Raw genomic sequence first — 23,419 nt, 5'->3', positions numbered from 1 at the left:
GGTCCGTGAACGTCGTTAGGTCACACCAGGCGACTCTGCACCACGGCCGCGCCGATGAAGCTGGCGAACAGAGGGTGCGGCGCGAAGGGGCGGCTTTTCAGCTCGGGGTGATACTGAACGCCAATGAACCACGGATGGTCGGGGCGTTCGACCGTTTCGGGCAAGACGCCATCGGGCGACAGGCCGGCGAAGACCAACCCCGCCTTGGCCTCGATCGCCTCGCGATAGTTGATATTGACCTCGTAGCGGTGGCGGTGCCGTTCGCTGATGGCGGTCGCGCCGTAAATCTCCGCGATCTTTGATCCCGCCGTCAGGGTCGAATCATAGGCTCCCAGACGCATGGTGCCGCCCAAGTCCCCGCCCTGCTGGCGCAGGACGCGCTGGTTGCCTTGCGTCCATTCGGTCATCAGGCCGACGACCGGCTCGTCCGTCGGGCCGAACTCGGTCGAGGACGCCTTGGGATAGCCGGCCAGGTTCCGCGCCGCCTCGATCACCGCCATCTGCATGCCGAAGCAGATGCCGAAATAGGGGATGTTGCGTTCGCGGGCGAAGCGGGCCGCCTCGATCTTGCCTTCCGACCCGCGCTCGCCGAAACCGCCGGGAACCAGGACCGCGTGGGCGCCCTGCAGCCGCTCCTCGCAGGCCTCGGGATCGCCTTCGAAGGTGTCGGCCTCGACCCAATCGATATTGACCTTGACGTTGTTGGCCACGCCCCCGTGATGCAGGGCCTCGATCAGCGACTTATAGGCGTCCTTCAGGACCGTATATTTGCCGACCACGGCGATGGTGACTTCGCCATCGGGATGCAGGCGACGGCGAGAGATTTCCTGCCAGCGGGTTAAGTCCGGCTCCGGCGCGTCCGTGATGCCGAAATGGGCCAGAACTTCGCGGTCCAGACCTTCGCGGTGATAGTCCAGCGGCACGGCGTAGATGTCGGCCGAGTCCATCGCCTGGATCACGCCGCTTTCACGCACATTGCAGAACTGGCCGATCTTGCGCTTTTCCTCAGCCGGGATAGGCTGTTCGCAGCGGCACAGCAGGATGTCGGGCTGGATGCCGATGGAGCGCAGTTCCTTGACCGAATGCTGCGTCGGCTTGGTCTTCATCTCGCCGGCGGTCTTGATGAAGGGCAGCAGCGTCAGGTGGACGAAGCACGACTGGCCACGCGGCAGGTCCTGCCCCAGCTGACGGATCGCCTCGAAGAAGGGCAACCCCTCGATGTCGCCGACCGTGCCGCCGATTTCAACCAGGACGAAATCGACGTCGTCGCCTTCGTCGGTCAGGGCCGGCGTCAGGCAGAAGGATTTGATCTGATCCGTGACGTGCGGAATCACCTGCACGGTCGCGCCCAGATAGTCGCCGCGACGCTCCTTCTCCAAGATGGTCGAATAGATACGGCCCGTGGTGATGTTGTCGGACTTGGCCGCCGAGACGCCGGTGAACCGCTCGTAGTGGCCCAGGTCCAGGTCGGTCTCGGCGCCGTCGTCGGTCACAAAGACCTCGCCGTGCTGATACGGGCTCATCGTGCCCGGATCGACGTTCAGATAGGGGTCCAGCTTGCGCAGGCGGACCTTGTAGCCGCGCGCCTGCAGAAGAGCGCCGAGAGCGGCGGAGGCGAGGCCTTTTCCTAGCGAGGAAACCACGCCGCCGGTGATGAACACATAGCGAGCCATGGGAGGACACCTTACTCCATGATTCGCGAACGGCGCATGGCCCGCGGCGAATCGAACTGTTGATCAAAAGAAGAAAGCGCGCCCTGCGGCGCGCTTTCTAAAACTCTGGTCGGGTTTCCGACCCTTACTGGGCGGGTTGCTGGGCCGGGGCGGGCCGGGCACCCGCCGACGGCAGGCTGGCTTCCAGATCGTCCAGCGACGGCGCCGCCGGTTGCGCCGGTGCGGCGGGCTGCTGTTGAGCGGGCTGCTGCGGCGCTTGAGTCTGAGGCGTGGTGGCCAGCGATCCGACGGCGTCGGCGTCGATGCCCGAAACCGAGGCGCGATCCATGTTGCCGACCACGGTCAGCACGATGGTCAGGCCGAACAGCAGGGCCGCCAGGATCCAGGTGATCTGCGTCAGCAGATTGCCCGCGCCGCGCGCCGTCATGAAGCCCGAAGGTCCGCCGCCCATGCCCAGGGCGCCGCCCTCGGACCGTTGGAGCAGCACCACCCCCGTCAGGGCGACGGCGACGATGATAATGGCGACGAGCAGAATGGTCTGGAGCATGGTGTCAATCATGTGGGCGCGGATCTGCGCCGATCAAGCGGCGGCCTCTATCATCGAAGCGCGCCGGGGGCAAACCATCCTCAGACGGCCGCCTGGATGATCGGAATGAAATCCGTCGCCTTCAGCGAGGCGCCGCCGACCAAGGCTCCTCCAACCTCGGGGGTGGTCAGGATGTCGCGGGCGTTGTCCGACTTGACCGAGCCGCCATACAGGATCGGCGCGGTGCGCGCCCCCTCCCCCAACCGCCTGACGATGGCGGCGCGAACGGCCGCATGGACCTCTGCGATCTGGTCCAAAGTGGGCGTCAGGCCGGTGCCGATGGCCCACACCGGCTCATAGGCCACGGCGAAGGGCCGTTCCGACAGGCTGTCGGCCAGCGAACCCTCGACCTGGGCCGACACCACGGCGATGGCTTCGCCCGCCTCGCGCTGCGCCAGGGTCTCGCCGACGCAGACGATGGGCTCCAGCCCCGCCGCCACGGCCGCCTCGACCTTGGCCGCCACCTCGGCGTCGGTCTCGCCGAAGCCGGCCCGCCGTTCGGAGTGGCCCAGGATCACCAAGGTCGCGCCGGCGTCCGCCAGCATCTCGGCCGAGACCGATCCGGTGAAGGCGCCCGACGGTTTGTCGTGGCAGTCCTGACCGCCGACCGCCGCCGCCCCGTCCTTCAGCACGGCCGCCATACGCTCGACCAGCGTCGCGGGCGGACACAGGGCGACGCGGCAGGCTCTCTCGACGGTTTTCGCGACCTCGCTGATCGCCCGCGCCTCATCCAGGGCCCCGGCCAGGCCGTTCATCTTCCAATTGCCGACGATCATCTTCACGGATTGTTTCATGGTCGCCTGTCTAGGGGGCGCAAACCGCGAAGCCAAGAGGCGCGCCGCAATCTGGACATCATGCCATCCTTGCGGGGGCGTGCCCGGCGCGACTATACGCGACAGCTGACGCCAATATCGGCCTGTCCCGGGTTTTCGAATGCTCACCGCCTTCCGCGCCTTCTCTCGATCCAAATGGGCGGCCGCCCTGCTTGTCCTGATCGCGATCAGTTTCGTCATCGTCGGCGCGCGCATGGACGTATTCTCGAACCTGGGGCCGAAGCACGTGATCGACGCCGGCGAGCGTTCGATGAACGAGGCCGAGTTCAAGACCGCCTTCGATCAGGTGCGCGAGCGGCTGCAGCAGCAGGTGGGCCGCCCCCTGACCAATCAGGATCTGGTCGCCGAGAACATCCACACCCGTTTCCTGGCCGAGCAGACCGAGCAATTGGGCTTCCTGAACTGGGCCTGGAAGGCGGGCATCCGCCCCGGTCAGGAACTGGTCGTCAAACAGATCCGCAAGATCCCGGCCTTCTTCAACTCGGTCACGGGCCAGTTCGACCAGCAGGCCTATCAGGCCGCCCTGGCCCAGCAGAACCTGACCCCCGCCATGCTGGAGCAGGACCTGCGCGACCAATACGCCACCGAGCATTTCGGCGCCGCCGTCTTCGCCGGCGCCCGCGTGCCGCGCATCTACGGCGCCCTGCTGGCCGGTTCGGCGCTTGAAACGCGCGACGGGCGCTGGTTTGAAGTGACCTCGGCCATGGCGGGCCAGGTTCCCGCCCCGACCGACGCCCAGTTGAACGCCTTCATCCAGGAAAACGCCGAGCGTCTGCGCGCGCCCGAGTTCCGCATGGTCTCGGTCGTGCTGTTCACGCCCGACAACGCCGGCAATGCGCCGATTTCGGAAGATCGCATCCGCGAGCGTTTCGAGTTCAAGAAGGACACGCTGGGCAAGCCCGAGACCCGCACCTTCGTCACCCTGACCGCACCCAATCGTGAGACGGCCCAGAAGATCGCCGCCGCCCTGCGCGCCGGTCAGTCGCCGGCCGACGTGGGCCGCGCCAACAACATCGCCCCCGCCAGCTTCGAGGCCACCCCGCGCGCCGCCATCGGCGACGCCGCCACGGCCGGCGCCGTCTTCGGCCTGCAGGCCAATCAGGTGTCCGATCCCGTCCAGGCCGGCGTCGGTTTCGCCGTCGCCAAGGTCACGGCCATTCAGCCCGCCGCCCCGGCGTCGCTGGAAAGCGCCCGCCAGGAGCTGATCCAGGAACTGCGCGCCGAGGATGTGAAGACCCAGACCTACGCCAAGGTCGAGAAGTACGAAGCCGCCCGCACGGCCGGCAAGTCCCTGGCCGACGCCGCGCGTGAAGCCGGCGGCCGCGTGGTCGACCTGCCGCCCTTCACCAAGGACGGCAAGCTGCCGAACGGTCAGGCGTTGAACGCCCCGCCGCAAATCTTCGATACGGCCTGGAGCCTGACCAAGGGCGGCGAGAGCGACGTGGTCGACGCCGGCCAGGGCCAGTATTTCGCCATTCGCGTCAACGACATCCGCCCCTCGACCCTGCCGACCCTGGCCGAAGTCCGCGCGCCCCTGGCCGAACAATGGATCCAGCGAGAGACCATGCGCCGTCTGTCCACCAAGGCCGAGGAACTGACCGCCCGCGTCCGCAACGGCGAGGACATCGCCGTCGTGGCCCGCTCGGTGAACGCGCCCCTGACCGTCCGCACCGGCGTGGTCCGCAATCAGGAAACCCAGCAGTCGCTCGGACAGGGCGTGCTGCAGGGTCTGTTCGGCCAGTCCAAGGGTCAGGCCTTCTCGCAGCCGGCGTCGCAGACCGCCTATGTCGTCGGTCGGGTGGACAACATCCACGCCGCCAATCCCGTAGCCGCCGGCCCGCTGGCCGAACAGGTCCGTCCGCGTCTGACCCAGGAACTGGTCCAGGCCATGGTTCAGTCGTCCTTCACCGCCGGCGCCCAGCGTTCCAAGGCCAAGAACGACCCGGCCCAGGCGCTTTCGGCGCTTGGGCTGTCGGCCGACGCCAAGCCCGCAGCCCCGGCGCAATGACCACGGCGACGCCCGCCGACGCCGATTTCCACACCTTCGCCGCCGGTCTTCGGGCCGGTCGGCCGCAGGTCATCGTGCGCCGGATCATCGACGATCTGGAAACGCCGGTTTCGGCCTATCTGAAACTGGGGCTGGACAGGCCCTACGCCTGCCTGCTGGAATCGGTGGAAGGAGGGGCGGTCAACGGCCGCTATTCGATCCTGACGCTGGACCCGGACGTAGTCTGGCGTTGCCGGGCCAACGCGGCCGAGCTGGCGCGCGGTCCCGCCATCGCCCAGGGCGCCTTCACGCCCGAAAGCCAGCCGGCGCTTCAATCCCTGCGCGCCCTGATCGCGGCCTCGCGGTTCGATCTGCCCGACGACCTTCCGCCCATGGCGGCGGGACTGTTCGGCGTCTTCGGCTATGACATGGTGCGGCTGCTGGAGCCTTTGGGCGCGCCCAATCCCGATCCCTTGGACCTGCCGGACGCCGTCCTGACCCGGCCGTCGCTGGTCGCCATCTTCGATTCCGTGCGTCACGAGATCGTCCTGGTCTCCGCCGCCTACCCGGACGCGGGACTAGAGCCTGAGTCCGCCCACGACGCGGCGGTCGCGCGCCTCGACGCCTTCGAAGCCGCCTTGCGTGATCCGTTGCCCGTCCGCGCCGCGCCTCAGCAAACCCAGGCGCCGGCCTTCGCCTCTCCGGTGGACGAAGCCGGCTTCGGCGAGATGGTGGCCCGCGCCAAGGACTATATCGCCGCCGGCGACATCTTCCAGGTCGTGCTCAGTCACCGATTCTCCGCGCCCTGGTCGGCCGATCCCTTCGCCTTCTATCGGTCGCTGCGCCGCCAGAACCCGTCGCCCTATCTATTCTATCTGAACTTCGACGGCTTCCAGCTGGCCGGATCCAGCCCCGAGATTCTGGTTCGGCTGAAGGACGGGGAAGTGACCATTCGTCCGCTGGCCGGCACCCGGGCGCGCGGGGAGACGCCAGATGCCGACAAGGCGCTGGAAGTCGAACTGCTGGCCGATCCGAAGGAACGGGCCGAGCATCTGATGCTGCTGGACCTGGGACGCAACGACGTTGGCCGTGTCGCCGCGCCGGGCACGGTGGAGGTGACGGAGAGCTTCGTCGTCGAACGCTACAGCCAGGTCATGCACATCGTCTCGAACGTACGGGGCAAGGCGGATCCGCGTCTGGACGCCGTCGACACCCTGCTGGCGGCCCTGCCCGCCGGCACCCTGTCGGGCGCGCCCAAGGTTCGCGCGATGGAGATCATCGACGAGCTGGAGAGCGAAAAGCGCGGCATCGGCTACGGCGGGGGCGTCGGCTACATCTCGGCCGGGGGCGAGGCGGACATCTGCATCACCCTGCGCACCGCCCTGTTCGCGGACGACCGCATCTTCGTTCAGGCAGGGGCCGGCGTGGTCGCCGACAGCGATCCAGCCGCCGAATACGCCGAGACCCATCACAAGGCGCGGGCACCGATGCGGGCGGCCGAGGAAGCCTGGCGCTTTCGCACCGGCAATCGCTAGCGGGTCAGCGTCGTCGTCGTCGGATCGTCGAACTGGACGCCCGGCCCGACGATGACCACGCCGGCCATCAGCAGCGCCGCCATCGCCGCCAGGGCGGCGGCGCCCAAGGCGGCGACCGCGCTCGGCGGACTTTCGACCACGACCAGTTGCGCCCTGGCGGCGGCGATCTTGGCGGCGATGTCTTTTTCGGCGGTCAGTTTCACAGCCGCATCCTGCGTCCATGCGAGTTAAAATGCGCTTTACCGCCGCGCTGGCTTGGCGCGGACGCGCGTCACGCCTAGAAGCCAAGGCATGATCCTCGTCGTCGATAACTACGACAGCTTCACCTACAACCTCGTCCACTACCTCGCGGAGTTGGGCGCGCCGACGCATGTGGTGCGCAACGACGACCTGACGGTGGACCAGGCGTGGGCGCTGAACCCCGCCGCCGTCCTGCTGTCGCCGGGCCCCTGCGCGCCGGACCAGGCCGGCATCTGCCTGCCGCTGATCCAGACGGCGCCGGCGTCCATGCCGATACTGGGCGTTTGCCTGGGCCATCAGGCCATCGGCCAGGCGTTCGGCGGCGATGTGATCCGCGCCAAGACCCTGATGCACGGCAAGACCTCGCCCATCCTGCATGAGGGCCAGAGCGTCTTCGCCGGCCTTCCCTCGCCCTTCACAGCGACCCGCTATCATTCGCTGGCCGTCAGGCGCGAAACCCTGCCCGATGACCTGGAGGTCACGGCCTGGACCGCGGACGGCGAGATCATGGGCCTGCGGCATCGCACCCGCCCGATCCATGGCGTGCAGTTTCACCCGGAATCCATCGCAACCGAACACGGCCATGACATTCTGGCCAACTTCCTCGATATCGCCGGCGTAAAGCGCCTCGCGGCCGCCTGATCGTGGCGGACTGACGATGGCGGAAGGGTTCAAGCCGATCCTGGCCCGGCTGGTCGAGGGCCGACCGCTGACGTCGGAACAGGCGCACGACTTCTTCGCCGCCTGTCTGCGGGGCGAACCGACCCCGTCCCAGGTCGCCGCCGCCGTCACCGCCATGCGGATGCGCGGCGAGACGGTGGACGAGATCGCCGCCTTCGCCTCGGCCATGCGCGAGGCCGCCCTGACGCTGGATCACCCTTACGAGGTCATCGACACCTGCGGCACCGGCGGCGACGGCCAGCACACCTACAACATCTCCACCGCCGCCGCCCTGGTTCTGGCAGGCGCGGGGCTGAAGGTCGCCAAACACGGCAACCGGGCCATGTCTTCCAAATCAGGCTCTTCGGACGTGTTGTCGATCCTGGGCGTAAACCTGATGGCGGATCAGGCGCAGCAACGGAAGGCGCTGGACGAGGCGGGCATCTGCTTCCTGTTCGCGCCCGCCTATCATGGGGCCATGCGTCACGTCGGACCCGTGCGGGGCGAGATTGGTTTTCGCACCGTATTCAATCTTCTGGGCCCGCTCTCGAACCCGGCGTCTGCACGGCGACAGGTGATGGGAGTCTATGATCCGCGTCTGTTGGAGCCCTTGGCCGAGGTGCTGGGGCGGCTGGGCGCGACGCGCGCCTGGACTGTCCACGGTCAGGGCCTGGACGAGCTGGCGACCTCCGGCCCGACCGAGGTCGCCGAATGGAGGGACGGCGCCGTGCGACGGTTCCAGGTCACGCCCGAGGACGCGGGCCTGCCGCGCAGCCCCATCGACGCCATTCGCGGCGGCGACGCCGAGGAGAACGCCGCCGCCTTGCGCGCCCTGCTGGCGGGCCAGGCCGGCGCCTATCGCGACATCGTCCTGTTGAACGCCGCCGCCGCCTTGGTCGTGGCGGGCAAGGCGGCCGATCTGGCCCAGGGTGTTGCGCTGGCCGCGGCCGCCATCGACGACGGCCGGGCGGCTCAGGCGCTTGAGCGTCTGGCCCGCATCACCTCGACCCCGCTGGATCCCGAAGCCAACGCATGACCGACGTTCTCGACCGTATCGCCGCCTACAAGCGCGAGGATGTCGCCGCTCGAAAGAGGGCTGCGTCCCAGGACGCGATCGAGGCCATGGCCAGGACCGCCTCGGCGCCGCGCGGTTTTCGCGCCGCCCTGGAGCGGGTCGAAGAAGAGACGGGTCGCCCCGCCCTGATCGCCGAGATCAAGAAGGCCAGCCCGTCCAAGGGTCTGATTCGCCCCAATTTCGATCCGCCCGCCCTGGCCCGCGCCTATCAGGCGGGGGGCGCCGCCTGTCTTTCGGTCTTGACCGACGGCCCCAGCTTCCAGGGCGACGACGCCTATCTGGCCGCGGCGCGCAACGCCGTCGCCCTGCCCTGCCTTCGCAAGGATTTCCTGGTCGATCCGTGGCAGGTGGCGGAAAGCCGCGCTCTGGGGGCGGACTGCATCCTGATCATCCTGGCCATGATCGACGACAGGCTTGCGGCCGAGTTGCTGGCGGAGGCCGAACGGTTCGGCATGGACGCCCTGATCGAAACGCACGACGAGAACGAGATGGCCCGCGCCTGTGCGCTGGGCGGTGATCTGGTGGGGGTCAACAATCGCTCGCTGCGGACGTTCGAGGTCGACCTGGAGGTCACCGAGCGCCTGTCGATGCTCAGCCCTGTGCGCGCCCTTCTGGTCGCGGAAAGCGGAATCTTCACGCCGGATGATGTCGCGCGGGTCTCAGCCGCCCACGCCCAGGCCATACTGGTCGGCGAAAGCCTGATGCGCCAAGCCGATGTCGAGGCGGCGACGCGAGCGCTGCTGGCGGCCTGAGGCACCGCTTTCCTTGGCCCGATGCGGGCCAGCGCGGCCGTTAAGTTGACATTAGGAAGGAACACTTACAGAACATCGTCAATGTTCACGGCCCGTTCCGATTCTGCGGAGAGGGCGCTTGAGGGCTTGGCGATGCTCACGCGCAAACAGCACGAACTGCTGATGTTCATCCATGAACGTATTCAGGAGACGGGCGTGTCTCCCTCGTTCGACGAGATGAAGGAGGCGCTGGATCTGGCCTCCAAGTCGGGCATCCACCGACTGATCACGGCGCTGGAGGAGCGCGGCTTCATCCGCCGCCTGGCCCACCGCGCCCGCGCGCTGGAAGTGACCAAACTACCCGAACAGGCGACCGCCGGCGCGCCGCGTGGTCGCGCCGGGTTCAAGCCCGACGTGATCGAAGGGGGTGCCCCCGTCCGCGAGGCCGCGCCTATGGCCGCCAATGACACGCGCGAACTGCCGCTCTTGGGCAAGATCGCCGCCGGCACGCCCATCGCCGCCATCCAGCACGAGCAGGACCGCCTGCCGGTGCCGGAATCCATGCTCGGCAAGGGCGATCACTACGTCCTGGAGATCGAGGGCGATTCGATGATCGAGGCCGGCATCTTGAACGGCGATCTGGTGGTGATCCGGCGCGGCGCCACGGCGACCAATGGCGAGATCGTCGTGGCGCTGGTCGAGGGCGAGGAAGCCACCCTGAAACGCCTGCGCCGCAAGGGCGGCTCCATCGCGCTGGAGCCTGCCAACCGCAACTATGAGACCCGTATCTTCGGTCCTGACCAGGTGGAGGTTCAGGGCAAGCTGGTCGGCCTCATGCGCCGCTATCACTGACGTCGGGGCGGGGTTGGCGCGTCCAGGGACGGTTCCCGCGCACGTCGGTCGTCCAGACCGCGCGCCAACCCCCGCCGTCGCGCCATAGCTCAACCGCCCCGCGCCTGGCGAAATCCACCCCGTCAAGAACCAGACGGCCGGCGCAGGATTCGGGAACATCCGAGACGACGGCGCGCACCCCGACAACCTCGGCCGTTTCGCACAACGCCGCCAGACGCTCCTCGTCCGGCGCGCGCCTGCCCCACCATAAAGCGATCGGCCCTGCGACATCGGTTTGAGGCCGGCAAGAGAAGCGATCACAGGTCCAGCCGTCCATGTCGCGTCCGGTCAGGACCAGCCCCCTTCGGCGTGACCACAGGTCGGCGGCGAACTCTCGCACGCCCGGCCGCACGACGACGGCATGGCCCAGTCGGTTGAAGGCTGCATTCGTTCCGCCCTCCCCGATCCAAATGTCGGGCGCCGGCGGACGGGGCCAGATCAGCACCGCCGCAGCCAACGGCAGACCCAGCCAGCGCAGCCGCCCGCGCCACAGGCAGATGAACAGAACCCCGATAAAGGCGATGGGCAGAACGAAGTCGGGCGCGCTTGCTATGGTTCTAACGGCGCCCGGCAAGCTGGCCGTCCAAGCCCCGATCGCCAGCATCAGATCGACGCCCCATCCCGCTACGGCCAGCAGCGGGCCGCCCAGCCCCAGGGGTTCGAGCGCCGCGCCCAGCGCCAGCGCCGGCATCAGGATGAAGTCGGCCACCGGCGATGTGCCCAGATTGGCCAACAGGCCATAGACGGCGGTGCGGTTGAAATGCTGCATCGAGAATGGGCCGGTCGCCATGCCCGCGACCAGGCTGGCCGCCACCGCCGCCATGATCCATCCCGCGAGCCGCTGGACCGCCAGGATCGGCCAGGGCGCGAAAATCTCACGCGGTCGCTTGGGCCAGGCCTCGACGAGCGCCACCAGCGCCGCCGTCGCCGCGAACGACATCTGAAAGCCGGGCGTCACCACGGCCTCGGGTTGGATTGCCAGAACGACGAAGGCGGCGACCGCCAGGCCGTGCATGGTCACCGCCTGCCGATCCAGCAGGATGGCGAGAAAGGCGATGGAGGCGGTGATGGCGGCACGTTGGGCCGGCGCCGGCGCGCCGGACACCACCAGATAGACCCCGACGGCGACTAGGCCCGCCAAAGCCGCGATCTTCTTCCCCGAAACCCGCAGCGCCAGCCAGGGAAAACCAGCGACGCCCAGCCGCACGGCGAAGAAGACGAAGCCGCCGACGATGGCCATGTGCAGGCCCGACACAGACAGGATGTGCGCCAGACCGGAATCGCGCATGACGTCCATGTCCGCCTGACTGATCCAGGTTTCGTGGCTGGTGGTCATGGCGGCCGCGATCCCGCCCGTCCGCTGTCCCAGTCGCGCCACGATGCGCTGAGCCAGGGCGTAGCGCGCGCCGTTCACCGCCATCTCCAACCGCAGACGCCACGGTGGGCGTGGTAAATCAGCCTCGCGCGTCTCGCCCAGCGCAAAGGCGACCCCGCCCATGCCCTGGAAGAAGGCGTTGCGGCCGAAATCATAGGCGCCGGGGCTGGCCGGCGCGGGCGGCGGATTGAGGATGGCGAACAGGCGTATGGCCTGGCCGGGCTCGGGCGGCTCACCCCTGACCGTGGCGCGAAGCCGCACCGGCGTCTGATCCGGCGCCAGGCCGCGAATCCAGACCGGAGCGATAACCACACGGGCGCCGCGCTGGCCGGGGCTGTCCACATCGACCACCCAAGCCTCGATCACCGTCGGCTCGCCGAGGGCCGGCGCGATGGGGGCGGCGACGAAGACGGTGCGCGCCTTGGCCGCCGCCAGGCCGCCCGCCAGACAGGCGATCATCAGCAGGGGCCATGTGATGCGCCGCGTCATCCCCCGCGCCTTGGCCAGACCCCAAACCGCAAAGGCTGCCACCGCCGCCAACCCCAGCGGCCAGAACGGCGGCTCGAACCGCAGGGCGAAGTAGAGGGCGCACCCGCCGCCGAACGCCACCGGTCCCCACAGCCGCCAGCGCGACGCCTGGGCCGCGACCTGATCGGCAAGCCAGGATCGCAATCGCGCGCCGGGGGTAGGCTTTGCCGCGTCGGGGCGTATAAGGGCCTCGCCTACGGACCCCTCCCCCATGACCTCACCTTCTTCGACTGTCGTCACCCGCTTCGCCCCCTCGCCGACAGGCTATCTGCATATCGGCGGGGCGAGAACCGCCTTGTTCAACTGGCTGTACGCCAAGAGACACGCAGGGCGCTTCCTGATCCGCGTCGAAGACACCGACCGCGAACGCTCGACCGATCATGCGGTGAAGGCGATCTTCGACGGCTTGAGCTGGCTTGAGCTTTTCGCGGACGAAGAACCGGTCTTCCAGTTCAGTCGCGCCGACCGCCATCGCGAGGTGGTCGATCAGTTGCTCGAAACCGGCCACGCCTATCGCGACTTCACCTCCGCCGAGGAGACGGGGCGCCTGCGCGATGAGGCCAAGGCCGAGAAACGCAGCTTCGAATCGCCTTGGCGCGACCGCGAGCCGACCGTTGACGATCTGGTCCTGCCCCACGTCGTCCGCTTCCGCCGCCCGCAATCGACCACGGTGACGGTGCCCGACGAGGTTCAAGGCGCGGTCAGCTGGTCGACCGACGATCTGGACGATCTGGTCCTGCTGCGCTCTGACGGCGCCCCGACCTATAATCTGGCCGTGGTGGTGGACGATCACGACATGGGCGTGACCCACGTCATTCGCGGCGACGACCATCTGAACAACGCCGCACGTCAGAGCCTGATCTACGACGCCCTGGGCTGGACACGGCCCGTCTTCGCCCACATCCCGCTGATTCACGGGCCGGACGGCGCCAAACTGTCCAAGCGGCACGGCGCCCAGGCGGTGCATGAATACGCCGAGATGGGCTATCTGCCCGAGGCGATGCGGAATTATCTGGCCCGCCTGGGCTGGGCGCACGGCGACGACGAACTGTTCAGCGACGCCCAGGCCATCGCCTGGTTCGATCTCGCCGGCATCGGCAAGGCCCCCGCGCGGCTGGACTTCGACAAACTGGCCCACGTCAACGCCCACTGGCTGCGCCTGGCCGACGACGAACGACTGGCCAAGCAGGCGCTGGACGCTCATCTGCAAAAGGGGCACGTCCTGGCCGAGGCGGACGAGGCCCGGCTTCAGCGCGCCATGCCCTTCGTCAAGGACCGCGCCAAGACGGTGCTGGACCTGGCCGAACAGACCGCCTTCGTGTTGAAGACCCGTCCGCTGACGCTCGACGACAAGGCCCGCGCCCTGCTGTCCGGCGAGACGCTGGACCGGCTGTCTCGCCTCCGCGACCGGCTGGCGCTGTTCCAGTCCTGGGACGTGTTCGCCCTGGAGGCGGAGTTGAAAGCCTTCGCCGAATCCGAGGGCGTGGGCTTTGGAAAGATCGGCCCGCCGATGCGCGCGGCGCTTACCGCAGGGTCAGCTTCGCCCGACATCGCACGAACTTTATCCTCTCTCGGTCGCGACGAAAGTCTCGGACGCTTGGATGATGCGCTGCAACAGACTAAGTGATCACCCACAAACCAAAAGCGCCCGACGCCTCCCCGCGCCTGGACGTATGATGCAAAGGGGCATTCATGACTGAACAAGCCAAAACCGCCGGCTCGGCGACCCTGTCCTTCGAGGACAAGACCATCGAGTTGCCGGTCCTTTCGGGCTCCACCGGCCCGGACGTCATCGACATCCGCAAGCTCTATGCGGGAACGGGCGCCTTCACCTTCGATCCCGGCTTCACCTCCACGGCGGCCTGTGAATCGGCCCTGACCTATATCGATGGCGACGCGGGCGTGCTGCTGCACCGCGGCTATCCCATCGACCAGTTGGCGTCGAAATCGAACTTCTTGGAAGTCTGCCATCTGCTGCTGCACGGCGAGCTGCCGACCGCCGCACAGTTCGAGAAGTTCGAAAACAGCATCACGACCCACACGATGCTGCACGCCCAGTTCGACCGCTTCTTCGAGGGCTTCCGCCGTGACGCCCACCCGATGTCGATCATGGTCGGGACTGTCGGCGCCCTGTCGGCCTTCTATCACGACAGCCTGGACATTCATGATCCGGTGCAGCGCGACATCTCGGCCATCCGCCTGATCGCCAAGATGCCGACCATCGCCGCCCGCGCCTACAAATACCACGTCGGCCAGCCCTTCATCTCGCCGCGCAACGACCTGTCGTACGCCGAGAACTTCCTGCGGATGTGCTTCGCCGTGCCGGCCGAGGACTATCACGTCGATCCGGCCCTGGTTCGCGCCATGGACCGCATCTTCACCCTGCACGCCGACCACGAACAGAACGCCTCGACCTCGACCGTGCGTCTGGCCGGTTCGTCGGGCGCCAATCCGTTCGCTTGTATCGCCGCCGGCATCGCCTGCCTGTGGGGCCCGTCGCACGGCGGCGCCAACGAAGAGGCGCTGAACATGCTCAAGGAAATCGGCACGCCCGACAAGATTCCTGAGTTCATTCAGGGCGTGAAGGACCGCAAGTACAAGCTGATGGGCTTCGGCCACCGCGTGTACAAGAACTACGATCCGCGCGCCAAGGTCATGCAGCAGTCGGCCTACGAAGTGCTGGCCGCCACCGGCCGCGAGAACGATCCGCTGTTCCAGGTCGCCAAGGAGCTGGAGAAGGTCGCCCTGTCGGACGAATATTTCACCTCGCGCAAGCTGTTCCCGAACGTCGACTTCTATTCGGGCATCACCCTGTCGGCGATGGGCTTCCCGACCACCATGTTCACCGTCCTGTTCGCCCTGGCCCGCACCGTGGGCTGGATCGCCCAGTGGCAAGAAATGATGTCGGATCCGTCGCAGAAGATCGGCCGCCCGCGTCAGCTGTACACCGGCCCGACCGAGCGCGATTACGTGGCCATCGACCAGCGCGGCTGATCGAACCGCCAACACGACATGCAGAACGCCGGGGACCTCCCCGGCGTTTTTCTTTGGGCCATCAGACCAGGCGCAGATCCCGGAAACGCGCGGCCAGATCGTCCAGATCCCGATGCATATGGGCCGCGCCGATGGCGGCGGCGCCCAGGGCCATGTCGTCGCCCTCGACCGCGATGGACAGGGCCAGGCTCTGGTCGACCGGCCCCATGGGATCGGCGGCCTTGCCTCGCGACAGGGCTTCCAGCCGTTCGACGGCGCGCGCGGCGTCCTGGGACCAGGGCGTCAGCCGCCCGTCCGCCCCTTCGTCATGGAAACCACGGCCCAGGATGACGATGTCGCTACGCACCCGCCAGAAGGCGCGGGCCAGGGCGGCGCGGTCGGCCGTCTCGCGCTGCACGCCCGGGAAATCGACCACATTCTTTGCCGCCTGGCCCAGGCCGTCCAGCCGCCGCTTCAGATCGGCGTGACGGCGGGTGATCTCGGCTGCATCCTTGGCGTCCCCTTTGGCGACCACGGCCAGCAGCACGGCCGCCTCGCCCGCCGCTTCGCGTGCCTGAAGCTTGAACGCCTGGCGGGCGTGACGAGGAAACAGGGCCAGAATGGCGACCACGCCGACGCCGCTGCCCACCAGGATTTCCATCACCCGATCCAGCGCCAGGGACGCCGGCCCTTCCGATCCCGCGCCGCCGGCGATGACGATGGTCGCCGTGACGGGGGCGATCTTCAACCAGGGGCGTCCGGTTCCCAGGAAGGCCAGCACCGCCGTCGAGACGGCGATGCTGAGGGCCAGACTCTCCATCCCCGGCGGCCGGACGAAGGCGATAGCCGCGCCGACGAAGGCGCCGGTCATGGTGCCGATGGCCCGATCGCGCGCGATGGCCACAACCCCGCCCCCGACGCTGGCCTGGACCACCACGATGGCCGAGATCACGCTCCAGTACGGATGGGGCAACCGCAGAAATGTGGCCAGATAAAGCGCGGCCGTTGCGGCCACCGCCATCTGCAAGGCCGCTCGCACCTCGGCCGCACGACGGGGGCTGAGGGCGCGGGCCACGGTCAGCCCGGCTCCGCGCCGGCCTTGGCCGCGATGACGCGCAGAACGGCGTCGGCGGCCAGTTCCGACGGATCAGGCCCACCGCGCCCCATCAGGTCCAGCGCCGCCGTCTGGCGCCTCGCCTGCGCCTGGGCCATTTCGGGATCGGACAACAGACGCCCCACGGCCGAGGCCAGCAGGGCGGGCTTCGCCTCGTGCTGGATATATTCCGGCGCGATCTGGTCGTCGGCGGCGACGTTGAACAGGGTGATGTATTTGGCCGTCACCATCCGCTTCATCAGCTGATACGACAGGCCGTCGATCTTGTAGGCGATGACCATGGGCGCGCCGGCCAGGGCCAGTTCGGTCGAGACCGTGCCGCTGGTGGCCAGGGCCACATCGGCGGCGCGCATGGCGTCGTACTTCTCGGCCTCGTCAACCAGATGCACGCGGAAAGGCCAGGTCGCGATCCGACCGGCGACGTCGCCGGCCACCGTACCCGCGGCGATCACGGCGATCTCCAACGCAGGATCGACGGCCTTCAGCTTGCGCACCGTCTCCTCGTAGACGGGCGTCATGCGCGCGATCTCGCTGGGCCGGCTGCCCGGCAAGACCAGCAGCAGTTTCGCGTCCGCCGCCACGCCGCGTCGCGCGCGAAACGTCGCCCCGTCCGCATGGGCCATGTCGATATGCAGCGCGGACGACCCGACCACGGTCGTCGCCAGCCCCTCGCGCTCGAACCAGGGCGCATCGAAGCCGTAGAGCGCCAGCAGATGATCGACCGCACCGGCCAAGGTCCTGGCCCGGCCGGGGCGGGAGGCCCAGACCTGGGGGCCGACGTATTTGATCAGCGGCACTTCGGGCCGCGCGGCGCGGATGGCCTGGGCCACACGAATGGTGAAGCCCCAGCTGTCGATCAGGACCACGGCGTCCGGCCTCTCGCGCTCGGCCAGGGCAGCCGTCTCGGCGACCCGACGCTTGACCTTGCCATAGGCGCGCAGGCCCTCGATCCAGCCCAGGATCGACAGCTCGGCGATGTCGAACGGGCTGACTACGCCCTCGGCCGCCATGCGCGGCCCGCCGACGCCAACGAAGATCACGTCGTCGCCCAGCCGCGCCCGCAGCGCCCTGGCCAGGCCCGCGCCCAGGGCGTCGCCCGACGCCTCGGCCGCCACCAGCATGATCTTCAGCGGTCGGCTCATTGATCCATGCCCCAGACGAACAGGCCCAGCCGGTCCGCCGCCGCGACGATTCCGGGCCCGTCGATCAGGATCAGCCGGCCCGCGACCCCGCCGATGCCCGCCAATCCCGCCGCCGCCGCCATCTCAACCGTGCGCGGCCCGATCACCGGCATGTCGACCCGCAGATCCTGGATCGGCTTGGGCGCCTTTGCCAAGACACCCTTTCTGTCGGTAGTCGAACCCCGCAGATCGGCCGGCAGATCGGCGACCCGCGCCAGCATGGCGTCCGTGCCCTCCTGAGCCTCGACCGCCAGCACCAGGCCGTCGCAGACCACAGCCCCCTGACCAATATCCAGTTCGCCAGACTTTTCCGCGACGTGCAGCGCCTTCTTCAGGTCCGACAACTGCTCGGGCGTCGGCGTCAACGCGCTCAGGGCGCCGGGCCCCAGCGTCTCTCCGCCTAGAATGTCGTCGGCGCCCTCGACCGCGAATCCCTCCGTCTCGAACACCGAAAGGATTTTCCGCAACAGGGCGTCGTCGCCCTTGGCCGCCGCCGCCACAATGCCGGGCAACAGGGTCGCGCCCTTGAAATCGGGCTTCAACGTCTTGAAATCAGGCCGGCTGACGATCCCCGCCAGACAGACCGCGCCGCAGCCGCTGGCCTTCAACGCCTTCAGGATCGCGCCGATCTGGACCATGCCGAAATCGTCGCCGGGCCAGCGCGCCAGATGCGGATCGGCGAACCCCTCCAGCCGCACGACATAGACCGCCCGCCCCTCGGCCTCGCAGCGCTGGGCCACCGCCTGCGGCAGGTCGCCCCCGCCCGCGATCAGTCCCAGCTTGACGCTCATTCCGCGTTCGGCAGGCACAGCGGCCGCCTGCCGCCCTCGCGGATGAAGGTCAGGATTTCCATGATCTCGGGCAGGTCGGAATAGCGGGCGGCGACACCCTCGAGGCGCCTCGCGAACTCGCCCCCGCCTTCGAACAGTTCGCGATAGGCGGCCAGCAGACGCCGCACCTGATCCTTGCCATAGCCCTTGCGCTTCAGGCCGATCAGATTCAGCCCTCTCAACCGCGCATGATTGCCCCAGGCCGAGCCATAGGGGATGACGTCGCGCGTCACGGCGGCCAGACCGCCGATGATGGCCCCCTGCCCCACCCGTCCATTCTGGTGGACGGCGCACAGGCCGCCCAGGAAGACCTTGTCCCCGACCTGGGCATGACCGCCCAGAGTGGCGTTGTTGGCCATGACGACATTGTCGCCCACAACGCAATCGTGACCGACGTGGGCCCCGGTCATGAACAGATTGTTCGACCCGATCACCGTAACGCCCGTCCCCTGCGGCGTCCCCCGGTTGAAGGTGCAGTGTTCGCGGATCAGGTTGTTGCGCCCGATTTCCAGCCGCACCGGCTCGCCCTTGTAGCCATTGTGCTGCGGATCGCCGCCGATGACGGCGAAGGGGTGGATCGTCGTGTCCGCCCCGACCGTCGTGTCCTGCTGGATCACGACATGGCTGACCAGCCGCACATTCTCGCCCAGCGTCACGTTCGGCCCGACCGTGCACCAGGGCCCCACCTGGACCCCATCGGCCAGCACGGCGGAGGCATCGACGATGGCGGTCGGGTGAATGGTCATCAGGCAGCCGGCTCCGGCACGGTCACCACCATGGCCATGAACTCGGCCTCAGCGGCCAGCTTGCCGTCGATGAAGGTCTCGCCCCGGAATTTGTAGGCGTCGCCGCGCGCCTTGATCACCTTGACCTCCATGCGCAGTTGATCGCCGGGGCGCGCGGGTTTGCGGAACCGCACGCCGTCGATGGACATGAACATGATGACCTTGTCCGCCACCGCGACGTCCAGCGTCTTGGACATCAGCAGGGCGCCGGTCTGGGCCATGGCCTCGACGATCAGAACGCCGGGCATGACCGGGTCGATGGGGAAATGGCCCGGGAAGAAGGGTTCGTTGTGGGTGACGTTCTTGACGCCCACGATGGAGGTGCGGGGCACGAAGTCCTCGGCCTTGTCCACCAGCAGGAAGGGATAGCGGTGCGGCAGCCGCCGCATCACCTCGGCGTAATCGATCTTGCCGTCTTCGCTCATCCCTATGATTCCTTTGGAGCCTTCTTCGATGAGGCCTGTTTGGCGAGCCAGACGGTCTCGCGCAAGAACTGTCGGATCGGACGGGCCGGATAACCCGACCAGGTTTCGCCCGCCGGCACGTCGGACAGGACGCCAGCCCCGGCCGCGACGCGCGCACCCTCGCCGATGGTGATGTGATCCCCGATCCCCGCCTTGCCGCCGAAGATGACATTGTCGCCGACCGTGACCGAGCCGGAAATGCCCGTATTGGCGACCAGAAGGCAGTTGCGCCCGATGACGCAGTTGTGGCCGACCATCACCAGATTATCGATCTTGGTGTTCTCGCCGATGACGGTGTCGTCATAGGCGCCCCGGTCGATGCAACTGTTGGCGCCGACCGTCACTCCATCCTGCAGGATGACCCGGCCCAGCTGCGGAATGTCCATCACCCCGGCCTGGGTGCCGGTCGCGCCAAAACCCGCCTCCCCGATCCGCGCCCCGGCGTACAGCTTCACCCCGTCGCCGATCAGGGCGAAACCGACGCTGACATTCGATCCGATCACGCAGTCGCGTCCGATCTGGACGCCCGGCGCAATCACGCTGTTGGCCCCGATGCGAGAACCGCGACCGATGCGGACCCCCGCGCCCAGCACGGCGCCCGGCTCGATCACCACGCTGTCGTCCTCGGCCGCCTCCTCGCGCGCGATGGCGGCGGCCAGCAGGATCGGCCGATGCAACAGGATCGACGCCTTGGCCCAGCCAGCCTGGGGCGTGCGCGAAAGGATCACGGCGGCGTCCGCCGGCGCCGCGTCCACCGCCTCAGACGGCAAGATCACGCAGCCGGCGCGGGTTTCCTTCAGGGCGCCGGCGAATTTGCGGTCGGCGAGAAACGCGATCGCGCCCCCGTCCGCTGAGGACAGGGGCGCGACGGAGGCGATCATGCGATCCCCGCCCCGTTCGACCTCTCCGCCGATCCTGGCCGCCAGATCGGCGACGCTGAGGGGCGACAGGGTTTCGAAGAAGCGGGAATCAGGCATCGAGACTTAGCGCGCGGCGGCCGGTTGAGCCTGCGTCTGAGCCGGCACGGTCATCCGGTTGAAGCTGAGCGTCGGCAGGGCGGTGTTCAGGCGCTGGATGGCCAGATCGGTTACGTCCATGGCCGGGTTCATCATGAAGACGCTCTCACGGTCCAGCAGCAGACCGCAACCCTTTTCCTGATACAGGGCGGTCAGGATGGGCGACACGGCCTCGGTGATCGCCTGACGCTGCATGCCCAGGGTGTAGCGCAGTTCGTTCTCGCGGGTGGCTTCCAGCTGCTGGGCTTCCTGCGCGCGCTGCTGCAGGGCCTGGCGGCGCTGTTGCAGTTGATCGGCCGGCAGGCTGGCGCCCGAGGTTTGCAGTTGCTGGGCTTCGCTCTGGATCGCCGTGGCGTAGGGTTGCAGTTCGCCCTGAACCTCCTGCGCCAGTTGCTGCATCCGGGTTTCCACGGCCTGGCCGGCCGACGACTGGGCCAGCAGACGAGCGTTGTAATAGACGCACACGCCGGGGATCACCGGGCCGGGGTTGGCGGGGGCGGCCGCCGCCTGTTGGGCCGTGGCGGCCGAGGCGGCGGTGGCGAGAAGCGAAGCGGCGGCGGTCGCCGCGATGATCAGAGCTTTCATGGGATTTCCTCGTGCGGTCGAAATGCCGCGATTAGAACTGGGTGGAGGTCGAGAAGCGGAAGGATTCGGTCTTGTCGTAGTCCTCCTTGGACAGGACCTTGGAGATGTCGAATCGGATCGGACCCATCGGCGACTTCCAGTGGATGCTGACGCCGGCCGACGCACGCAGCGACAGTTCGTCCGCGATATTCGGGTTCACCGTGCCGGTCGAGGTCAGCTTGTAGCGATCATCCAGCACGCCCAGCGTACCGACGTCGGCGAACAGCGAGGTCTTGATGCCGTATTGCTCGGGCAGATAGTTCGGCACCGTCAGCTCGACCGTGCCGATGGCGTAGAAGTTGCCGCCCAGCGCATCGGTCGTGTTCAGATCGCGCGGCCCCATGCCGGCGGTCTCGAAGCCGCGGAAGCTGTTTCCGCCCTTGAAGAAGCGGTCGTTGATGCGGATCGGATCGCCGTTCCAGCCGCTGACATAGCCGGTCGAACCCTGCAGGCTGACGACCCAGTTCGGCGTGAATCCATAGTACCAGCTGGCGTCGGCCTCGGTCTTCACATAGTTCACGTCGCCGCCCAGACCGGCCAGATCCTGACGCAACGAACCGGCCCAACCGCGCGTCGGCCGCACCGGATCGTTGGTGTAGTTCATCTGCAGCGTATAGCCGACGGACGAGTTGATGAAGCTGCCCACCTGGTCGCACAGCGCCGACGAACCCTGGCCGACGCCCGAGCAATAGCCGAACGGAACGATGATCTCGTCCGACTTTAGGAAGTAGCGGGTGCTGAGCAGCATATTGCCGTTCAGCGGATAGGAAAGACGCACCCCGCCGCCGGTCGAGCGGTAGTCATAGGACGAGTATTTGCTCAGGTCATAGCGCGAGTGGAACAGGTCGAAACCGGCGCGCAGATCGCGGCCCAGGAACTTCGGTTCGGTGAATCGGAAGTCGACCTGCTGACGCAGCGAACCCCACTCAAGGCGGGCCACGACGTTCTGGCCGCGTCCGCGGAAGTTCCGCTCGGAAATGCCCAGGTTGACGGTGAAGGAATCCACCGAGCTGAAGCCCGCGCCGACCGACAGTTCGCCGGTGGGCTGTTCCTGGACGTTGACGTTGATGACCGTACGGTCCGGCGCGCTGCCGCGCGTCTCCTCGACCTTGACGTCCTTGAAGAAGCCCAGGGCGCGCAGGTTGTTGCGCGACCGCTCCATCAGGGCGCGGTTGAAGGCGTCGCCTTCCGTCAGCATCAGTTCGCGCCGGATCACAGGGTCGATGGTGCGGGTGTTGCCGACCACATTGATGCGGTCGATATAGACCCGCTGTCCCTCGGAGACGTTGAAGGTCACGTCCACCGTGTCGGTGTCGGGATTGGCCCGATAGGTCGGATTGATCTCGACAAAGGCGTAGCCGGCCGAACCGGCCGCGAAGGTCAGGGCGTCGACCGCCTGTTCGATCTTGTCGCTTTCGTACAGGTCGCCCGAGCGGATCGGGATCAGGCGCTGCAGGAAGTCGGCGTTCAGACGGTCGTTCTGGGTGACGACCTTGACCTCGCCGAAGTTGTACTTGTCGCCTTCGTTCAGCGTCAGCGTCAGCTGGAACGCCTGATCGTCGGGTTGCAGTTCGGCGACCGAGGAGATGACGCGGAAGTCGTAGTAACCCCGGTTGGTGTAGAACTTGCGCAGCTGCTCCTGGTCATATTCCAGCCGGTTGGGATCGTAGTTGTCGTTGTTGGAGAAGAACTTCCACCAGGTCGACTTCTCGGTCACCATCACCCCGCGCACGTCGCGGTCCGAGAAGGCATGGTTGCCCAGGATGTTGATTGCGCTGATGCCGGTCTGCGGGCCTTCGTTGATCTCGAAGATCACGTCCACGCGGTTCTGATCCAGCTGGACCAGCTTGGGGGTGACGGTCGCGGAGATGCGGCCTTGCAGGCGATACAGTTCGACGATGGCGCCGACGTCTTCCTGCACCTTGGCGCGGGTGTAGATGCCGCGCGGGGCCAGGGTGACCTCCTTGGTCAGCTTGTCCTGCGACAGCGCCTTGTTGCCCTCGAACACCACCTGATTGATGATCGGGTTTTCCTTGATCTGAACGATCAGGTCGCCGTTCTGCACGCCTAGTTGCACATCGGCGAACAGGCCGGTGCGCGACAGGGTACGCACCGCGACGTCCAGCACGGAGGCGTCCACCGCATCGCCGGGGCGGATCGGCAGGTAGGACAGAACCGTCGTCTGGTCGATCCGCTGTGCGCCCTGCACGATGATGCGGTTGATCGTGATCGTCTGAGGCGCGGCGATCTCGACGCGCGGCGTCTGTTCGGCGGCGCCCCCCTGAGCTGAAGGCGCGGGCGCGGGCGCGGGCGTTGCG

At 67.6% G+C, this 23,419-nt stretch carries 21 protein-coding genes; 8 read left to right on the top strand and 13 right to left on the bottom strand.

Annotated features, from left to right (window positions below):
• Positions 1–20 precede the first annotated feature (20 nt).
• The 3 genes from RTU05_RS05585 to tpiA form a co-directional block, all read right to left on the bottom strand.
• Positions 21–1,673, bottom strand: a complete 1,653-nt coding sequence (locus RTU05_RS05585; protein WP_312596454.1) for a CTP synthase — start codon at positions 1,671–1,673, stop codon at positions 21–23.
• Between the two features lie 124 nt (positions 1,674–1,797).
• On the bottom strand, positions 1,798–2,220 hold the full coding sequence (gene secG / locus RTU05_RS05580; RefSeq protein WP_312596453.1) for a preprotein translocase subunit SecG: 423 nt from the start codon (positions 2,218–2,220) through the stop codon (positions 1,798–1,800).
• Positions 2,221–2,300: 80 nt separating this feature from the next.
• Positions 2,301–3,053, bottom strand: coding sequence for a triose-phosphate isomerase (gene tpiA / locus RTU05_RS05575; protein WP_312596452.1), 753 nt, complete (start codon positions 3,051–3,053; stop codon positions 2,301–2,303).
• Between the two features lie 139 nt (positions 3,054–3,192).
• Here tpiA and RTU05_RS05570 point away from each other — a divergent pair, with 139 nt between their 5' ends.
• Together RTU05_RS05570 and trpE are read left to right on the top strand one after the other, a co-directional pair.
• Positions 3,193–5,100 carry a peptidyl-prolyl cis-trans isomerase gene (locus RTU05_RS05570; RefSeq protein WP_312596450.1) on the top strand — a complete coding sequence of 636 codons (1,908 nt, stop codon included), beginning with the start codon at positions 3,193–3,195 and terminating at the stop codon, positions 5,098–5,100.
• Positions 5,097–6,614 carry an anthranilate synthase component I gene (gene trpE / locus RTU05_RS05565; RefSeq protein WP_312596448.1) on the top strand — a complete coding sequence of 506 codons (1,518 nt, stop codon included), beginning with the start codon at positions 5,097–5,099 and terminating at the stop codon, positions 6,612–6,614. The genes RTU05_RS05570 and trpE overlap by 4 nt, the downstream gene beginning before the upstream one ends.
• Here the strand turns inward: trpE and RTU05_RS05560 are convergent.
• A complete protein-coding gene (locus tag RTU05_RS05560) occupies positions 6,611–6,817 on the bottom strand; it encodes a peptidoglycan-binding protein (RefSeq protein ID WP_312596446.1) in 207 nt (68 codons plus the stop codon). The genes trpE and RTU05_RS05560 overlap by 4 nt on opposite strands.
• An 88-nt stretch (positions 6,818–6,905) precedes the next feature.
• On the opposite strand from RTU05_RS05560, the gene RTU05_RS05555 reads away from it, so the two are divergent.
• The 4 genes from RTU05_RS05555 to lexA all read left to right on the top strand — a co-directional run bounded on the left by RTU05_RS05555 (position 6,906) and on the right by lexA (position 10,172).
• Positions 6,906–7,496 (top strand): aminodeoxychorismate/anthranilate synthase component II, encoded by a 591-nt coding sequence (locus RTU05_RS05555; RefSeq protein WP_312596444.1) that lies wholly within the window; start codon positions 6,906–6,908, stop codon positions 7,494–7,496.
• Positions 7,497–7,512: 16 nt separating this feature from the next.
• The gene (gene trpD / locus RTU05_RS05550) at positions 7,513–8,550 is read left to right on the top strand and encodes an anthranilate phosphoribosyltransferase (protein ID WP_312596442.1); all 1,038 of its coding nucleotides are present in this window, start codon (positions 7,513–7,515) and stop codon (positions 8,548–8,550) included.
• The gene (trpC, locus tag RTU05_RS05545; protein WP_312596440.1) at positions 8,547–9,341 is read left to right on the top strand and encodes an indole-3-glycerol phosphate synthase TrpC; all 795 of its coding nucleotides are present in this window, start codon (positions 8,547–8,549) and stop codon (positions 9,339–9,341) included. Before trpD ends, trpC begins: the two co-directional genes overlap by 4 nt.
• A 132-nt stretch (positions 9,342–9,473) precedes the next feature.
• Entirely contained in the window at positions 9,474–10,172 is a 699-nt protein-coding gene (gene lexA / locus RTU05_RS05540; RefSeq protein ID WP_312596438.1) for a transcriptional repressor LexA, read from the top strand.
• Here lexA and RTU05_RS05535 read toward each other — a convergent pair.
• Positions 10,153–12,258, bottom strand: a complete 2,106-nt coding sequence (locus RTU05_RS05535; RefSeq protein WP_312596436.1) for a ComEC/Rec2 family competence protein — start codon at positions 12,256–12,258, stop codon at positions 10,153–10,155. The genes lexA and RTU05_RS05535 overlap by 20 nt on opposite strands.
• A gap of 67 nt (positions 12,259–12,325) precedes the next feature.
• Here RTU05_RS05535 and gltX point away from each other — a divergent pair, with 67 nt between their 5' ends.
• Together gltX and gltA are read left to right on the top strand one after the other, a co-directional pair.
• Positions 12,326–13,741 (top strand): glutamate--tRNA ligase, encoded by a 1,416-nt coding sequence (gene gltX, locus RTU05_RS05530; RefSeq protein ID WP_312596434.1) that lies wholly within the window; start codon positions 12,326–12,328, stop codon positions 13,739–13,741.
• A gap of 65 nt (positions 13,742–13,806) precedes the next feature.
• The gene (gene gltA, locus RTU05_RS05525) at positions 13,807–15,108 is read left to right on the top strand and encodes a citrate synthase (protein WP_312596432.1); all 1,302 of its coding nucleotides are present in this window, start codon (positions 13,807–13,809) and stop codon (positions 15,106–15,108) included.
• A gap of 61 nt (positions 15,109–15,169) precedes the next feature.
• On the opposite strand, the gene RTU05_RS05520 is transcribed toward gltA, so the two are convergent.
• The 8 genes from RTU05_RS05520 to bamA all read right to left on the bottom strand — a co-directional run.
• Positions 15,170–16,162 carry an FUSC family protein gene (locus RTU05_RS05520; RefSeq protein WP_312596430.1) on the bottom strand — a complete coding sequence of 331 codons (993 nt, stop codon included), beginning with the start codon at positions 16,160–16,162 and terminating at the stop codon, positions 15,170–15,172.
• Positions 16,163–16,164: 2 nt separating this feature from the next.
• Positions 16,165–17,343 carry a lipid-A-disaccharide synthase gene (gene lpxB, locus RTU05_RS05515; protein ID WP_312596428.1) on the bottom strand — a complete coding sequence of 393 codons (1,179 nt, stop codon included), beginning with the start codon at positions 17,341–17,343 and terminating at the stop codon, positions 16,165–16,167.
• Positions 17,340–18,173 carry a UDP-2,3-diacylglucosamine diphosphatase gene (gene lpxI, locus RTU05_RS05510; RefSeq protein WP_312596426.1) on the bottom strand — a complete coding sequence of 278 codons (834 nt, stop codon included), beginning with the start codon at positions 18,171–18,173 and terminating at the stop codon, positions 17,340–17,342. Before lpxI ends, lpxB begins: the two co-directional genes overlap by 4 nt.
• On the bottom strand, positions 18,170–18,958 hold the full coding sequence (lpxA, locus tag RTU05_RS05505) for an acyl-ACP--UDP-N-acetylglucosamine O-acyltransferase (protein WP_312596425.1): 789 nt from the start codon (positions 18,956–18,958) through the stop codon (positions 18,170–18,172). The genes lpxI and lpxA overlap by 4 nt, the downstream gene beginning before the upstream one ends.
• Entirely contained in the window at positions 18,958–19,422 is a 465-nt protein-coding gene (gene fabZ, locus RTU05_RS05500) for a 3-hydroxyacyl-ACP dehydratase FabZ (RefSeq protein WP_292022810.1), read from the bottom strand. Before fabZ ends, lpxA begins: the two co-directional genes overlap by 1 nt.
• Before the next feature lie 2 nt (positions 19,423–19,424).
• Complete coding sequence (gene lpxD, locus RTU05_RS05495) at positions 19,425–20,438, bottom strand: UDP-3-O-(3-hydroxymyristoyl)glucosamine N-acyltransferase (RefSeq protein WP_312596423.1); 1,014 nt, start codon at positions 20,436–20,438, stop codon at positions 19,425–19,427.
• A gap of 6 nt (positions 20,439–20,444) precedes the next feature.
• The gene (locus RTU05_RS05490) at positions 20,445–21,062 is read right to left on the bottom strand and encodes an OmpH family outer membrane protein (RefSeq protein ID WP_312596421.1); all 618 of its coding nucleotides are present in this window, start codon (positions 21,060–21,062) and stop codon (positions 20,445–20,447) included.
• A 31-nt stretch (positions 21,063–21,093) separates the two neighbouring features.
• Positions 21,094–23,419 (bottom strand): outer membrane protein assembly factor BamA (gene bamA / locus RTU05_RS05485; protein ID WP_409411594.1); only part of this gene is annotated, 2,326 nt, incomplete at its 5' end.

Origin of the sequence: Brevundimonas sp. (assembly GCF_032017145.1) — a bacterium.
Classification (GTDB): Bacteria; Pseudomonadota; Alphaproteobacteria; order Caulobacterales; family Caulobacteraceae; genus Brevundimonas.
The sequence above is the reverse complement of the archived record's forward strand: the minus strand, read 5'-3'. Positions and strand labels throughout refer to the sequence as shown.

Coding starts and splice junctions, on each gene's coding strand:
- trpD (WP_312596442.1), top strand. CDS start 7,513: ATGGCGGAAGGGTTCAAGCCGATCCTGGCCCGGCTGGTCGAGGGCCGA.
- RTU05_RS05570 (WP_312596450.1), top strand. CDS start 3,193: ATGCTCACCGCCTTCCGCGCCTTCTCTCGATCCAAATGGGCGGCCGCC.
- gltA (WP_312596432.1), top strand. CDS start 13,807: ATGACTGAACAAGCCAAAACCGCCGGCTCGGCGACCCTGTCCTTCGAG.
- lexA (WP_312596438.1), top strand. CDS start 9,474: ATGCTCACGCGCAAACAGCACGAACTGCTGATGTTCATCCATGAACGT.
- lpxI (WP_312596426.1), bottom strand. CDS start 18,173: ATGAGCGTCAAGCTGGGACTGATCGCGGGCGGGGGCGACCTGCCGCAG.
- lpxB (WP_312596428.1), bottom strand. CDS start 17,343: ATGAGCCGACCGCTGAAGATCATGCTGGTGGCGGCCGAGGCGTCGGGC.
- RTU05_RS05490 (WP_312596421.1), bottom strand. CDS start 21,062: ATGAAAGCTCTGATCATCGCGGCGACCGCCGCCGCTTCGCTTCTCGCC.
- gltX (WP_312596434.1), top strand. CDS start 12,326: ATGACCTCACCTTCTTCGACTGTCGTCACCCGCTTCGCCCCCTCGCCG.
- secG (WP_312596453.1), bottom strand. CDS start 2,220: ATGCTCCAGACCATTCTGCTCGTCGCCATTATCATCGTCGCCGTCGCC.
- lpxD (WP_312596423.1), bottom strand. CDS start 20,438: ATGCCTGATTCCCGCTTCTTCGAAACCCTGTCGCCCCTCAGCGTCGCC.
- tpiA (WP_312596452.1), bottom strand. CDS start 3,053: ATGAAACAATCCGTGAAGATGATCGTCGGCAATTGGAAGATGAACGGC.
- RTU05_RS05555 (WP_312596444.1), top strand. CDS start 6,906: ATGATCCTCGTCGTCGATAACTACGACAGCTTCACCTACAACCTCGTC.
- fabZ (WP_292022810.1), bottom strand. CDS start 19,422: ATGAGCGAAGACGGCAAGATCGATTACGCCGAGGTGATGCGGCGGCTG.
- lpxA (WP_312596425.1), bottom strand. CDS start 18,958: ATGACCATTCACCCGACCGCCATCGTCGATGCCTCCGCCGTGCTGGCC.
- trpE (WP_312596448.1), top strand. CDS start 5,097: ATGACCACGGCGACGCCCGCCGACGCCGATTTCCACACCTTCGCCGCC.
- trpC (WP_312596440.1), top strand. CDS start 8,547: ATGACCGACGTTCTCGACCGTATCGCCGCCTACAAGCGCGAGGATGTC.
- RTU05_RS05585 (WP_312596454.1), bottom strand. CDS start 1,673: ATGGCTCGCTATGTGTTCATCACCGGCGGCGTGGTTTCCTCGCTAGGA.